Genomic DNA, 13,309 nt, shown 5'->3' on the forward strand with positions numbered 1-13,309 from the left:
CTGAGACTGCTCAGCAGGACACGGGACAGATGGAGACCGTTCAACAGGGTCTTTTGACTCTGGCATCTTCGTGCGCTGACTGGTACTGATCGAAGCCATGGACCAATCGGCAACAATCATCATCGATCGGCCCGTCGCTGAAGTGTTCGACTACGTCATGGAGGTATCCCACGATGCCCAGTGGCGCACCGGCATTGTCGAAGCCGCCTACACGTCGGAAGGACCACTCGGAGTGGGAACAACCGGGTTCGACCGGATTTCGGGTAGTGGCCGTGACACAATCGCAGCGTGGACGGCTGTCGAGTACGAACCGGGGAGCCTCGCCAGATGGACATTCGACTCAGGTCCAATCGAAGGTTCGGGTGGCTACATCTGCGAACAGGCCGGAGACGGGACGCGGTTCACTCTCGAATCACGGGTTAGATCGACGGGTCCTCTCCGGTTGTTGGGGCCAATCTTCGGAATGGTCGTCAAACGACTGCACCGCTCTGACGTTCGGAAGCTCAAGAACATCCTCGAGAACCAGGGCGGGTCGGTCGTCGAGGAGGAAACGTAGCTTGAACGGCCTGCTCGAGCTTGCCCCGAACACGTGACAGGGTTTCTTCTACAACCGGCGAGATCGACCTCTACGTGGATGGGCCGGCTTTACCAGGTACTACCAGACGCATTACACCGTTTCGGCACTTGCTACCTGCCAAGCACAGCGACGTGGCCGGTCTGACGTTTATGGTCGGATGCAGTTCTGCGAGGTTTGGCAGGTCGGGTTGTGTCCCTGAAGAACCCCGAGCTGTGGAGGAGGGTGGCGTGAGGAGAACCGTGCTCCAGATGTGGGCCGAGGCGAACGAGAGGGTCGAGATTCTCCCTCCCGGCGAACTCGCCAAGGAGTTGGAATCAGGAAGGGTTCTGCTGCTTGATGTTCGAATGCCAAACGAGATAGAACGGTCTGGTCGGATCCAAGGCGCAGTCCCGGTGCCTCGACAGGTGCTGGAGTGGTGGGCTGATCCCGACAGCCCCTACTTCCGGTCTGACGGAGTCTTTGGCGACTTCGACAGGCGCATCGTCACCTTCTGTGATGGCGGCGGCAACGGGGCGTTCACGGCAGTCGCACTGCAGGAGCTGGGCTACCGCGATGTGGCAACCCTCGAAGGCGGTTTCTATGGATGGGTTGGTGCCGGCCTGCCCGTGACGACCTGAACCGCCTGAATCAGGATAGGTACGGCTCTTCGCAAAGTCAGGGCAGTCCCAGTTCCTCCGCCAACCACTCGGAGCGGTCGGACGATGCCTGTTCGCTGGCGAAGCTGTGGGTTGTGTCGTAACTCTCGATCCGCTTCGGTTCGCTGCCGGCATCGTAGAACTGGATGGACATTTCGGCCGTCACGTTCTCGTCCCGGTCGGCGTATTGGAAGAACAGGGAGGCCGGAGCTGCCCGTCCGATGTGGTCGATACCGTCGAATGGGACCATGTCTTCTGAGTCCCAGAACTCAGAGAGCGAGGGGACACCTGCCATCAGAATGTAGGTGCGGAATCGTCTGTCGACGTCGGCGAGGATGGCTCCGAACGCCGCCCCCCAACTATGGCCGACGAATCCGAGCCGAGAAACGTCCACATCAGAACGGGCGCTGAGTAGGTCTGTGCCCCGGCGAAGACCGACCACGACTTCGGCGAAGTAGCCGGCGTCCTGTCTGAACGGAGCGTTGACGAGTAGCGACACAACTCCCTCTGTTGCCAGCTTCTTTGCCTCCTCCAGAAAACTGGATCTGGAACCCCCTCCCCAATGCATGAACACGACTCCGGCGAACGGGCCCTCTCCCACGGGAACAACCAGGTATGCCGAGACCCGGGTGTCGCCGCTACCGCCTGCGTAGGAGATGTCATGGACTTCAGCACCATCGACCTCGGACATCGACACTTCCTCGATCGCGAGCGGAACTTGCGGGTCGTATTCGAACAGCAGTCGCGCTTCCTCGCCGCCGGCGACTTCTGTCGGGGGTAGGGAGGCCGGCGCCGATGGTGTAGACGTGGGACCGGTGGTACCAGAGGAGCCACATGCCGCAAGGAGGACTGTCATCATGAACAAGGAGCCCGACCGGTGTGATGTTCGCCGTCCCGAAGAAGAACCGCTGCAACTCGGCACCGGCCCGGCCGGACCCGACGTGGCGGACACATGGAAACTGGGGGAACGGTCTACGGACAAGAAGGTCCAATCGAAAGCTCTCCTCCGATGAAACCTACCCCGATCCACGAAAGGAGGCGCCCTCCTATGGGCAAAGTGCCGGCCGGGATGATTCGATTACGGCGGGGGACAGGGGAAACCTGCGAAGGCAGACGAACCGGGGCATGTAGCGCGGCGGCGGGCCGGAATCGCCTACGAATCGACCCTTTCGAGCAGGATGCCGTCGATTCGACCTCCGACTGTGTCGGTCGGATCGCCGCCTGCCGGTCGACACTCCAGACTCATCCGGTCGCCTGCTCGGGGTTCGATGATCATCGCGTTCGACTCGAGGCGGCGGGTCTTGACCGTCACCCAATGCAGTCCGGCCGGAATCTCCCACTCACCTGTCTGTCCCGGCCGGAGCTTGCCTAGCGGTTCGTCATCGAACGAGACCGTGTAAGGCCGACCTCCCATTTCGAGAGGACGGGTGATGAGCAGGAATGACGCGGTCGGGGAAGCCGCATTCGGATGCTCATCTGCGTAAACACCGCTGCCCGGCTCCTCGGTGTGTGTCCCAACGGACGGTGGCGGCTGTTCTCCACCGGTTCGAGGCTGTGTGGCAGGCGTGCGACTTCGACGACGGGCACGTCGGATCAGGTGGACACCAGGTAGCACTGTGACGGCCAGCAGGAACAGGTATGCGCCGGTGTTGTCTGTCACCCTGTCGTCGCTCGACACGACACCGTCCACGAACGTCAAGAGAAACAGGCTCCCAAACAGAATCAGGAGAACGCCGGAGATTGCCGCGACGCACCCACAGCCACTCCGGTTGCTTGCGTTCAGGTCATCGTTGACGTTCATACCTATTCCAGGGATCCCCCAGGACCATACCAAGCCGAACCGGGCAAGCCGGGGAAAGGGACCGGGCGGCCCGGGTCAACCGGGTCCGCATTGGATCAGTTCAACGCCGAAGTGTTTCGAAGGCGGGACCATCCGGTCGTCTGCCGGGCGGAGATCCTCTCGGAGTTACTTCGGGTCGTGGTCACCACACCTAGCATGTCAGACAGTGTCTGAGAACCTGATCATCAGGGGCCCTTGTTCCGCTCCCGCCATTCGCGCGGCGTCATGAGTCGCCGGCCGAGATCCGGAGGCGAGTCGTCGCCGATCCCTGTGGCAGGGGCTGTTGCCGCGCTCGGTATCGTGTTCGGAGACATCGGAACGAGCCCGCTCTACGCACTCCGAGAGTCCTTTCTGGGGCATGAAGGCCTCGAGGTCAATGAAGCGAACGTGCTGGGTATTCTCTCACTGATCTTCTGGGCGCTGGTGATAGTCATCTCGATCAAGTACCTGGCCCTCGTGATGCGAGCAGACAACGGCGGCGAAGGCGGGATCCTGGCACTCACCGCGCTCATCGCACCCGGCCGGAACGGCGCGGCGGGTCGCCGTCATGGTGTCCTGATCCTCATGGGTCTCTTCGGCACTGCCATTCTCTACGGTGACGGGATGATCACTCCGGCCATCTCCGTTCTTTCCGCGGTAGAAGGAGTGCACGTCGCCACCCCGGCACTGGAGCACTATGTGGTCCCGACGGCTGCGCTGATTCTCGTCGGGTTGTTCATGCTTCAGCGTCGCGGGACGGCCAGAATCGGGTCGGTCTTCGGGCCGGTGATGCTCCTTTGGTTCATAGTCCTGGCCGTGCTCGGGTTCGCGCAACTGGCCCAGGAGCCGTCGGTCCTGGCCGCACTCAACCCGGGACATGCCGCCTCGTTCTTCGTTCGCAATGCCGGTCTCGGCTTCCTGGCGCTCGGCTCGGTGTTTCTCGTCGTCACCGGTGGCGAGGCCCTGTACGCCGACATGGGCCACTTCGGAAAGCGTCCGATCCAGATTGGCTGGTTCGCTCTGGTCCTTCCGGCTCTGTTGCTGAACTACTTCGGTCAGGGGGCGCTCCTCTTGACCGACCCCGGCGCCATCGACAACCCCTTCTACAGGATGGCTCCGTCCTGGGCTCTTTACCCGATGGTGGTTCTCGCCACGGTGGCGACGGTGGTTGCATCTCAGGCGTTGATCTCCGGCGCGTTCTCGTTGACCCGGCAAGCAGTGCAGCTCGGCTATCTGCCACGGGTCCGAATCGAGCACACCTCTGCGCAGGAGATCGGCCAGATCTACATACCCTCAGTCAACTATGCCCTCATGGTGGCGTGTGTGGGACTGGTGTTCGGTTTCCGCTCGTCCGGCAACCTCGCCGCCGCATACGGCGTGGCTGTGACCGCCACGATGGTGATCACCACGGTCCTCTTCTACGCGGTGGCTCGTAGCCGCTGGCACTGGCGTCTACCCGTGGCGGTGGCAGTCGTGTCCTGCCTGATGGTGGTCGACTTGTCATTCTTCGGGGCCAATCTCTTCAAGATTCCGGCCGGCGGATGGTTTCCGCTCGTCGTCGGCTTGGTCGTATTCACGGGCTTGACGACCTGGAAGAGAGGAAGGCAGTTGATCGGTGCCCGCCTCAGACGCGGCCAACTGCCCATCGAGCGGTTCATTGCGAGTATCGCCGCCAGACCGCCGCAGCGGGTGCCGGGCACTGCCGTGTACATGTTCCCAGAGCCGGGGCCGACACCGCCGGCACTCCTCGCCAACCTCCGTCACAACGAGATTCTCCATGAACGAATCGTGCTGTTGTCTGTCCAGTTCGCCGATGTGCCACGGGTCTCAGCCGCGCGCCGCTCGACCGTCCACGACCTCGGCGACGGCTTTCATCAGGTGGTCTTGCTGTTCGGGTTCCAGGACAAACCCGATGTGCCTCATGCCCTCGAGAGCATCGTTGCGCGTACATTCGGGTTCGATCCCGGAGATGCGAAGTATTTCCTGGCCCGGGAGAACGTCATCCCCACGAAGCAACCGGGCATGGCCATGTGGAGGGAACGGCTCTATTCCTTGCTGCACCGCAACGCCACCAGCGCGGCGCGCTTCTTCGAACTCCCCGCTCGCGACGTCATAGAGATCGGTATACAAGTGGAGATCTGAGGCGGCCGCCCCGGCGAACACGCGGCTCCAGGTCGGCCGCCGCCGGCGATCGAGCATCGCACGGGAACCTACCGGTACCCCGACGGCGTCTCATCGGTGGAGGCAACCAATGAACAACACACAACTCCGTCGCCACCGATATGGTTTGTTCCTGGACGACTCGCTCCGGCGAGCAACGAGTCTGGGCTACCGCCGGCACACGTACCGGCTACCCGTCGCGGAGGCCACCGGCAGATCCCAGCAAACCCGGGCAGACGGCCCGGACATCCTCGGTCGACAGAGCGACGCCGGAATCGGTTAGAAGCCGCAAGGGTCTGCAAACTGCCGACTCTCCTGTACGGTGGAGACAACGTCGGGCCGGCGATCTCACAGGCTGGGAGTTCGCCGCGGCAGGCCACCCGTCCGGGCAGACGCGTTACTTTCGCAGCCGTGCCGCAGTGAAACCATGTGAGCGGCTGCGTTCCCTCAACTCGAACCCGTCGAGGACATTCGATCCGAGCACCCGGGTGACGGCGGTGCTCCGGCCCCCGAGAATCAGCGAACCCCCGCCGGCGACGTGCGCCGCCAAACTCGAAACCGTTTCGGCGATGATGCCGGTGGACAGCTTGTCCGGCAAGGCGGCAACCACTAGATCGAAAGGTCCTCCGCGAACGTCGAAACCGGCGTCATGGTGAAGACGAACACGGTCCGGTGAGAAGTCGTTTCGAGACAAATTGGCGAGGGAGGTTTGCAGTGCCAGGAGGTCTCGTCCGACAAGGACGATTTCCCGCGGCTTCGACTGCAGTGCAATCGCCACCGGAACGTGGCCTTGCCCTGGATTGAGCACAAGGGTCCTAGGTCGCTTCGGTTGTGAATTGACGATCCTGTCGATCACCAAGGCAGTTTGGAAGCTCAAGGAATCGAACTCGGGCAATCCCCAGACGGACACAGCATCCCAGCTGATCGAGGCTCTCGAAAACCGGGCCCTGTGTCGTTCATAAGCATTGGGAAGGACAGACCGTCCGGCATCGGACCGGGAACCGAGCGAGTATTGGAATACGGCATGGGCCTTGGAGACCTGCCGGAAGAGAACATCCGCCTCTGCCTGCTGCAGAACACGGGACACCTCGTCCAGCAGCGCGGAAACGACGACGACTGCGACCTTGCCGCCCTTCTGTAACAGGTCCGCCGCTCCGATCAGCAAGTCTTCGATCACCGGGTTGCCGGCTTTGCCCGGGACATTGCAAACGACCAGGTCGAAGCGTCGATCTGGGTCGATGCCGTCGTATCCGACGCTGCCGTATGTCGCAACATCGGGCATACGGTTCAGCGCGGCGTTGCCCGACGCGAACTGGACTGCCAGAGCGTCGCGGTCGATCATGTCGACCCGGGCGGCGGGGTATCTCGCTTTCAGGCCGAGTCCGAGCGGACCGTATCCGCAACCAACATCCAGGATGGATTCCGGATCTGTCTCCTCCATGAGGCTCCGCAGTAGCATCCGCGAGCCGGCGTCGACCGCCTGACTGCTGAAGAGGTCATGCGCCACCATCAGGTTCACGGGTGAGCGACCGGTATGCAACGTCAAGGTCTTCTTGTAATAGGGGGACGAAGGCGCTTCCTGCAAGCCGCTCAACTCACGACCATCTCACTCATGAGGTCACGATAGGGCCTGGTGACTCGAAACCGTCAACCCGCCTACTCTTCTGAGCATGCTGATCCTCGCATCCGGTTCTCCCCGACGTCGGCAACTCCTCGACCTCCTCGGGGTTCGCTACCGAGTCGAAGCTGCCGGCATCGACGAGTCCCTCGTTCCCGGTGAGACTCCCGCCGAAGCCGTGCTGCGACTGGCGCGTTCAAAGGGACTAGCCGTTTCCGATGCCAACCCGGGGCGGTGGGTACTCAGCGCCGACACCGTTGTTGCTCTGGACGGCCGCATACTCGGAAAGCCGGCAGATGAGCAGGAGGCCATCCAGATGCTGGCATCGCTGTCGGGGAACTCCCACACGGTTCACACCGGGGTCGCATTGTGTCGCAGCGGCGAGCCTGCTCCGGCCATGCACTCGACGACCGTCGTCCGTTTTCGTCAACTCGAGTCCGTCGAGATCGCCGCATACGTGGCGACGGGGGAACCGTTCGGCAAGGCGGGGGCATACGCAATCCAGGGTCTGGGGGGCTCGCTCGTCGACAAGATCGAAGGCGAGTTGTCGACGGTTGTCGGGCTCACCCTTTCGACTACCGCACAGATGCTGTCCGGGGCCGGAATCCGGCATCGCCTGTCCGCGTCGATGGATCGTCGAACGAACTCGAAGACGGAGTAGGTGGCTTCTGGCCCGCGCTGGTGGGCCATAAGACTCTACGGACGACTAGGGACCTGAGGGTAGGGTTTCCGGTGTTGGGTCCCCCCTCAGCGATCGAGACCCCCGGCATCGCCGGGGGTCTCAAATCTTTCTCTTTGGCCGGCCTATCAGGGCGTCACCCGACTACTGGCTGCGCGTGTTTGGGAGGCTGGAGCGAGGTGCTTGCGCAGCATTGCCCACACCTCCGGCCGCGCCAGTTTCATTCGGAGTGAGGCCAGAGCTTTGATGAAAGCCGGAACCGCTGCCGTTGCGCTCATCGGATTGGGCCCCATCAAAGCCTGTACGTCCACAGAAGGGGTGATGATGAGCACTTCGGTGGACGGCCATGCCTTGTGGATCATCGCCACCTCTTCATCGAGAGCGGCCCGTCCGACCCGATCGAATAACCCCTCGTAGAAACGGCCGCCTTCCCGGATCTCGTCGGCCGCCATCGGGGCGATAACGAGCACGAAATCGAGCGGCTCTTCATTGGCCAGCAGCAGGTCGGCGTGAGTGCCGGAGGAAACACCGCCGTCCACATAATGCTTGCCGTCGAGTTCGAACGGGGCGAAGATCAGCGGTACGGCCGAAGAGGCGGCTACCGCGTCGCGCAGCTCCACGTCGGGAGCGTCGAGCGTCCCGAACGCCACACGTCGCCTCGACTCGAGTTCGTAGGCGACTATGACGGTGGGGTCGTCGGGCCATCCTTCGGCAAAGTCGCCTATCTCCTCGGTGAGCCACTCACCGATTCCGCCTGAGTCGAAAGGTGCCGGCGATCCGAGGATGAGAGACAGTCCCGGCCTCCGGATTCCCGGAACCAGCCCGTGCTTTATCCAGCGACCCACGCCGCCCGGCCGCTGACGTCGATAGACCGCGGTTCGGATTCGATTGGCGACATCCTCCCGGCTCTCATCGTGGCGGGCGAGGGAGTCGATGGAGAGCCGGCCCGAACGCACGGTGCTGGCCACGAACGACCCGGCCGACGTGCCGATGATGACCTCAGACTCGTTCGGATCCCAACTCGTGGCCATATGGATGGCCATCAGAGCTGCTAGTTCATATGCGGCACCGGTAATGCCGCCACCACCGAGAACCAGTCCTACCTTGCTCACGGCGAACAGAATAGGGCCAACGATCGTTTCTCGCGGTAGGGTCGCCCGGATGTTTGCCCGCCCTCTCGATTACCCCGCCGACCTTCCCGCACTCGACCGCCTGTTCGGACTGTGCCAATCCCACGATGGGCATCATCCTCTGAGCGAGCACAAATACGCCTCTCTCAGAAGAGGCGACCCGCACGGGGATGGATTCGCCGTCGAAAGAGAACGTCGCATAGTGGGCTATGTCCATCTCCTGGAAAGTAGACGCGCCGGAACATTCGAGCTCGAGAAGGCCGTGGAACCTCCCTATCGCGGCCTGGTGGATAGAGATTTGTTGCTGGCGGCTCTCGAGAAGGTACGGCGCCGCGACGGTGAAGAGGTTCATGCCTGGGTGTATCAGCGGGGTGAAGCCCGGTCCCTGGAGGATCTCGGGTTCGAGTTGGTGAGAAGACTCAAACAGATGAGAGTCGCCCTGCCGGTCGTCGACCAGACAATCCCTCCCGGCATCGAGTTCCGCGGGTACGAACCATCGGATGAGGCGCAACTCCTCCACATCCACAACCGTGCGTTCGAGGGCCACCTCGAGGCGGGCAACTGGAGTCCGCAGGACCTGCACGAACGTCAGGCATACGAATGGTACGACCCGGCTGGTCTACGAACGGCCTGGAAGGGGGAGCGACTGGTCGCTTTCTGCTGGACCAAAGTGCATTCCGGGGGACTCGGCGAGATCTATCTCATTGCGACCGACCCCGACCAGAGAGGCAGGGGATACGGTCGGGCCGCAGCTCTCGAGGGTCTGCGATTCCTCAACCGCCGGGCGGGCTCAACGACCGGAATGCTCTATGTGGACGCGGTGAACGACGGTGCTCTTCGGCTATACGAGCAGCTCGGATTCAGATGCCATCACACCGACCTGGATTTCCGGCTGAGGATCTGAGTCTCATCGACCAGGGGTGTTCGAATCTCCGCCGTGCGGAGAGCCAAAACGCCTTCCACACGAGGGACAAGTCGGATCCTGCTCGGTTGTCTGGGCGAAGCACCAAGGGCACGGCAGGTCCTCTTCCAGCTCCTGCGTCATTGACGCCTCCTGCAAGCGAGGTCCACCGAACTTTCCCCCCAACACAATGCCGATTGAGAGTATCGGTACTGTCAGCAATGCGATCACGTCGTCCTCCTTCGTTTGCGAGGATACGCGGTTTGAGGTGGTTAGTGATGGATTTCGCGCTTTCGGCGGGGCCGGCGTCGCCGGTGGATAGACGGGCGGGGCAGGTCGGAGAGCCTGGATCAGCGCGACTTGCATTCGGCCCCAAGGCAGATTCCGGGCGACCTTGTATCCGTAGTCTTCGAGTCAGTCGAGCAGCGCTGCTTCGAGCTCCCGGACGACGACCGCCAGGTTGTCGAGGCGACCGTCGCGTGTCTCGGCCTCCTGGAGCATCTCCCGGCCGCTGTGGAACACGATCCACGGTCGCAGGATCTCTTCGGGCATCGTGCGGCCGTAACCTTCGATGAGGGCGTTGGCGGCGTTCTGCCCGGTGGTGCGACGCAACGTGGAGACCGCCAGAGAGAAGTCCCATTCCGCGGGAGCGGCTGTCGCCCAGGCCCAGTCGACGAGTGTGACGCGGCCCGACTCGTCGTCGACCCGGAAGCGGTCGGGTCGAGGATTGGTGTGACAGGAGGTCGGAACGCCGCCCACCGGGGGCTCCGCTGCGAGGGCACGCTCCAGTAACTGCTGTGAAAGGCCCACCCTCCGCCGGTAGCGTGTGAGTCTGTTGAAGACCGACTGATACTCCGATCGGAGCCAGGCCGCGTCCATGCCTCCCGCCAGATTCGTCAGCTGGTCCGGGCTTGCCTCGTGAACCGACCGGAGGATTCGCCCGGCTTGTCGGGCCGCACTCGTACTACTCGGAAGCGTTGCGAGGTTCCAGGCTCCCGCGTCCTCGAACAACCCCCATGCGGTGTCGTCTTCTATGCCCCACTCGATGACCTTCGGGATGCCTTCAACGCCGCTCAACGACTCCAGAGCCCGTTGTTCCCGCCTTTGCAGGGAAGTCGATCGATACACCGTCAGGATGGTGGTTGCATGTGGGGCGAAGAGACGAAAAGCTCGACCAGAGATGCCGGAAAGCTCGTGAACGCGGCCACCGCGAGCGAGTTTCTTGGCGATGTCAATCGCGTCCATACAGTCTCCCTGGAAAGAAAGGTTCCTACAGTTCCGATTGCCTCCATTACCCTACCCGCGATATGAACAAAGACATGAGATGACCATCCAACTTACTTTTCCCGACGGATCTGTTCATGAACACGAAGACGGCGTCACCGGCCTCGACGTTGCGGCTTCGATAGGCGCCCGCCTCGCCAAGGCGGCGGTGGCCGTCAAGCTCGACGGTGACCTCCTCGACTTGAGCAGGCCGCTGCCGGGCGGCGGACCGTTCGAAGTCGTGACCGAGTCGACCGAAGAGGGCCGCCACATCATCAGACATTCGGCGGCGCACATCATGGCTCAGGCCGTCCTCGATCTGTTCGACGGGGCGACCTTTGCCATCGGACCGGCGATCACCGACGGCTTCTACTACGACTTCAACATCGGCCGGCCGTTCGATGCAGACGATCTGGAGCGAATAGAGCAGCGGATGGCTGAAATCGTGCTGGCCGACCAGACTTTCTCGAGGGAGGAACACTCGATACCGGACGCTCTCGGGATGTTCGCCGATCAGCCCTACAAGACCGAGATCATCGAGTCCGTCGACGAGACTGAGGTGGGAGGGGGCGACGGCGTCACCGTCTATCGCAACGAAGACTTCGTTGATCTCTGTCGGGGACCACACCTTCCGAGCACGGGTCGCCTCAAGGCGGTGAAGCTGCTTCGGTCGGCCGGCGCTTACTGGCGTGGGGATGAGAACCGGGACCAACTCCAGCGCATCTACGGCACCGCCTGGGAGTCGAAGAAGGCTCTGGACGAATACGTCGAGCGTCTCGCAGAGGCAGAGCGACGTGATCACCGGCGGCTGGGCAACGAGCTGGATCTGTTCTCTTTCCCCTCTGAGCTGGGTTCCGGGTTGGCCGTTTGGCATCCGAAGGGCGGACTTCTGCGCACGATCATCGAGGACTACAGCCGAAGGACCCACCTGAGTCACGGTTACGAGATCGTCGCGACTCCTCACGTCGCCAAGGCGCACCTTTGGGAGACCTCAGGGCATCTCGACTTCTATGCGGAGGGCATGTTCCCCGGGATGATCCTCGATGAACAGACCGAGTACCGGATGAAACCGATGAATTGTCCCTTCCACATCTTGATCTACAAGAGCAAGGGGCGAAGCTATCGGGAGCTTCCTCTGCGGCTGTTCGAGCTCGGTACCGTTTACCGCTACGAGCGTTCCGGAGTCGTGCACGGGCTCTTGCGGGCCAGGGGCTTCACCCAGGACGACAGTCACATCTTCGCCATGGAGTCTCAGATCGGCGACGAGTTGCAGAACCTCCTCGATTTCACACTGATGGTTCTGAGAGATTTCGGATTCGAGGAGTTCGAGGCCGACCTCTCGACGAAGCCGGACAAGTATGTGGGCGAGGACGAATCCTGGGAAAAGGCCGAGTCTGCTTTGCAGCAGGCGCTTGAAACTGCGGGCTTGCCCTTTGAGATCGCGGCCGGCGAGGGCGCCTTCTACGGCCCGAAGATCGATGTGCACGTGCGCGACGCGATCGGCCGCCGCTGGCAACTCTCGACCCTCCAAGTCGATTTCGGGCAACCCGCCAACTTCGACCTGCTCTACGCCTCCGGGGACAACACGCGCGAGCGCCCCGTGATGATCCATCGTGCACTCATGGGTTCGATAGAGCGCTTCGTCGGAATCCTCGTCGAGCACTACGCGGGAGCTTTTCCACCCTGGCTTTCGCCGGTCCAGGCCGCCGTCGTTCCGGTAGCCGACCGTCATATCGAATACGCTCGCAAGGTGGCCGGCTCTCTCCACGAGGCTCGTTTGCGGGTCGAGGTCGACGAGGCAGATGACACGGTGGGTGAGAAGATTCGCCGGGCGATCACTTCCAAGACACCGGCGGTTCTCGTAGTCGGAGATCAGGATGTCGAGACCGGCACGGTGGGTATCCGGCTGCGCGGCGATGAGAATGAGCGGCGTGGAATAGCAATCGAGTCTGCCATTCTGGAACTCGCCGCCCTGGCGGCACCGCCGCGATGAGCGACCGCGATACCCCGAGCATTCACATACCTCAGGAGCTCGCCGATGCTGAGGGTGTCCCCGACGACCTCGACTCGGCGGTGCTCGGTCCGTACGTGCTGCCCAGTCCAACTCGCCGCCGGATTTCGGGATGGGTTTACGTGGCAAGCTCTGTGGCGGCAGCAGTTGGAGCCCTATCGGGATTGCCGGCAGGGATGTGGGTGGTCGCGGCTGTGCTCCTGGTTCTCGGCATCTGGCACTTCATCACCGCCTGGCCGCTGGCCGTCGACGATTCCGAAGCTCTCGAACTTGCCGCTCAGGCGATCTCGTTTCCGGTTGGGCACTCGTCGGGTGCGGTTCGTTTCGAAGGCTGGCGATCGCGTCCGGTATGGAATGTGCTGCTCTATGCCGCCGACAATCCCCCTTCGAAGCGCGGTTTGGTGCTGATCGACGCGGTGACCGGCGAGGTGCGGCGTGATCCATTCGAAGAGGTTCTGGGTCCCGAGGCCTAGATTCCGTGCGTGCAGTCAGAAGGCGGCCCCTGTCGGAGCCGCC

General features: G+C 62.5%; 14 protein-coding genes. 9 read left to right on the forward strand and 5 right to left on the reverse strand.

What is annotated here, in order from left to right; genetic code table 11:
* Positions 1 to 97: 97 nt before the first annotated feature.
* On the forward strand, positions 98 to 556 hold the full coding sequence (locus VLT15_11340) for an SRPBCC family protein (GenBank protein HSR45805.1): 459 nt from the start codon (positions 98 to 100) through the stop codon (positions 554 to 556).
* Between the two features lie 248 nt (positions 557 to 804).
* Positions 805 to 1,194 carry a rhodanese-like domain-containing protein gene (locus tag VLT15_11345; protein ID HSR45806.1) on the forward strand — a complete coding sequence of 130 codons (390 nt, stop codon included), beginning with the start codon at positions 805 to 807 and terminating at the stop codon, positions 1,192 to 1,194.
* A gap of 37 nt (positions 1,195 to 1,231) precedes the next feature.
* Here VLT15_11345 and VLT15_11350 read toward each other — a convergent pair whose 3' ends face one another.
* Positions 1,232 to 2,068, reverse strand: a complete 837-nt coding sequence (locus tag VLT15_11350; protein ID HSR45807.1) for a hypothetical protein — start codon at positions 2,066 to 2,068, stop codon at positions 1,232 to 1,234.
* 1 nt (position 2,069) lies between these two features.
* Between VLT15_11350 and VLT15_11355 the strand changes: the two genes are divergently transcribed.
* Positions 2,070 to 2,225, forward strand: coding sequence for a hypothetical protein (locus VLT15_11355; protein ID HSR45808.1), 156 nt, complete (start codon positions 2,070 to 2,072; stop codon positions 2,223 to 2,225).
* A 140-nt stretch (positions 2,226 to 2,365) separates the two neighbouring features.
* Here VLT15_11355 and VLT15_11360 read toward each other — a convergent pair whose 3' ends face one another.
* Complete coding sequence (locus VLT15_11360; protein HSR45809.1) at positions 2,366 to 3,013, reverse strand: hypothetical protein; 648 nt, start codon at positions 3,011 to 3,013, stop codon at positions 2,366 to 2,368.
* 264 nt (positions 3,014 to 3,277) lie between these two features.
* On the opposite strand from VLT15_11360, the gene VLT15_11365 reads away from it, so the two are divergent.
* Both VLT15_11365 and VLT15_11370 read left to right on the forward strand, forming a co-directional pair.
* Positions 3,278 to 5,173: a potassium transporter Kup gene (locus VLT15_11365; GenBank protein ID HSR45810.1), complete on the forward strand. Its 1,896-nt coding sequence runs from the start codon at positions 3,278 to 3,280 to the stop codon at positions 5,171 to 5,173.
* Between the two features lie 109 nt (positions 5,174 to 5,282).
* Complete coding sequence (locus VLT15_11370; GenBank protein HSR45811.1) at positions 5,283 to 5,474, forward strand: hypothetical protein; 192 nt, start codon at positions 5,283 to 5,285, stop codon at positions 5,472 to 5,474.
* 114 nt (positions 5,475 to 5,588) lie between these two features.
* Here the strand turns inward: VLT15_11370 and VLT15_11375 are convergent, their stop codons facing one another.
* Positions 5,589 to 6,785 carry a methyltransferase gene (locus VLT15_11375; GenBank protein HSR45812.1) on the reverse strand — a complete coding sequence of 399 codons (1,197 nt, stop codon included), beginning with the start codon at positions 6,783 to 6,785 and terminating at the stop codon, positions 5,589 to 5,591.
* Positions 6,786 to 6,861: 76 nt separating this feature from the next.
* Here VLT15_11375 and VLT15_11380 point away from each other — a divergent pair, with 76 nt between their 5' ends.
* On the forward strand, positions 6,862 to 7,470 hold the full coding sequence (locus VLT15_11380) for a Maf family protein (GenBank protein HSR45813.1): 609 nt from the start codon (positions 6,862 to 6,864) through the stop codon (positions 7,468 to 7,470).
* Positions 7,471 to 7,616: 146 nt separating this feature from the next.
* On the opposite strand, the gene VLT15_11385 is transcribed toward VLT15_11380, so the two are convergent.
* Positions 7,617 to 8,600 carry a patatin-like phospholipase family protein gene (locus VLT15_11385; GenBank protein ID HSR45814.1) on the reverse strand — a complete coding sequence of 328 codons (984 nt, stop codon included), beginning with the start codon at positions 8,598 to 8,600 and terminating at the stop codon, positions 7,617 to 7,619.
* A gap of 49 nt (positions 8,601 to 8,649) precedes the next feature.
* On the opposite strand from VLT15_11385, the gene mshD reads away from it, so the two are divergent.
* On the forward strand, positions 8,650 to 9,522 hold the full coding sequence (gene mshD / locus VLT15_11390; GenBank protein HSR45815.1) for a mycothiol synthase: 873 nt from the start codon (positions 8,650 to 8,652) through the stop codon (positions 9,520 to 9,522).
* 411 nt (positions 9,523 to 9,933) lie between these two features.
* Here mshD and VLT15_11395 read toward each other — a convergent pair whose 3' ends face one another.
* Positions 9,934 to 10,764 carry an aminoglycoside phosphotransferase family protein gene (locus VLT15_11395; GenBank protein HSR45816.1) on the reverse strand — a complete coding sequence of 277 codons (831 nt, stop codon included), beginning with the start codon at positions 10,762 to 10,764 and terminating at the stop codon, positions 9,934 to 9,936.
* 79 nt (positions 10,765 to 10,843) lie between these two features.
* Here VLT15_11395 and thrS point away from each other — a divergent pair, with 79 nt between their 5' ends.
* Positions 10,844 to 12,775, forward strand: a complete 1,932-nt coding sequence (thrS, locus tag VLT15_11400) for a threonine--tRNA ligase (protein HSR45817.1) — start codon at positions 10,844 to 10,846, stop codon at positions 12,773 to 12,775.
* Entirely contained in the window at positions 12,772 to 13,266 is a 495-nt protein-coding gene (locus tag VLT15_11405; GenBank protein HSR45818.1) for a hypothetical protein, read from the forward strand. Before thrS ends, VLT15_11405 begins: the two co-directional genes overlap by 4 nt.
* Positions 13,267 to 13,309 lie beyond the last annotated feature (43 nt).

The organism is Acidimicrobiia bacterium, from assembly GCA_035471805.1.
Classification (GTDB): domain Bacteria; phylum Actinomycetota; class Acidimicrobiia; order Spongiisociales; family JAHEDJ01; genus JAHEDJ01.

Bases quoted from the DNA above. Each gene is read 5' to 3' on its own strand.
- VLT15_11340 (HSR45805.1), top strand. From the start codon at position 98: ATGGACCAATCGGCAACAATCATCATCGATCGGCCCGTCGCTGAAGTG.
- VLT15_11350 (HSR45807.1), bottom strand. From the start codon at position 2,068: ATGACAGTCCTCCTTGCGGCATGTGGCTCCTCTGGTACCACCGGTCCC.
- VLT15_11355 (HSR45808.1), top strand. From the start codon at position 2,070: ATGAACAAGGAGCCCGACCGGTGTGATGTTCGCCGTCCCGAAGAAGAA.
- VLT15_11360 (HSR45809.1), bottom strand. From the start codon at position 3,013: ATGAACGTCAACGATGACCTGAACGCAAGCAACCGGAGTGGCTGTGGG.
- VLT15_11365 (HSR45810.1), top strand. From the start codon at position 3,278: ATGAGTCGCCGGCCGAGATCCGGAGGCGAGTCGTCGCCGATCCCTGTG.
- VLT15_11370 (HSR45811.1), top strand. From the start codon at position 5,283: ATGAACAACACACAACTCCGTCGCCACCGATATGGTTTGTTCCTGGAC.
- VLT15_11380 (HSR45813.1), top strand. From the start codon at position 6,862: ATGCTGATCCTCGCATCCGGTTCTCCCCGACGTCGGCAACTCCTCGAC.
- mshD (HSR45815.1), top strand. From the start codon at position 8,650: ATGTTTGCCCGCCCTCTCGATTACCCCGCCGACCTTCCCGCACTCGAC.
- VLT15_11395 (HSR45816.1), bottom strand. From the start codon at position 10,764: ATGGACGCGATTGACATCGCCAAGAAACTCGCTCGCGGTGGCCGCGTT.
- thrS (HSR45817.1), top strand. From the start codon at position 10,844: ATGACCATCCAACTTACTTTTCCCGACGGATCTGTTCATGAACACGAA.
- VLT15_11405 (HSR45818.1), top strand. From the start codon at position 12,772: ATGAGCGACCGCGATACCCCGAGCATTCACATACCTCAGGAGCTCGCC.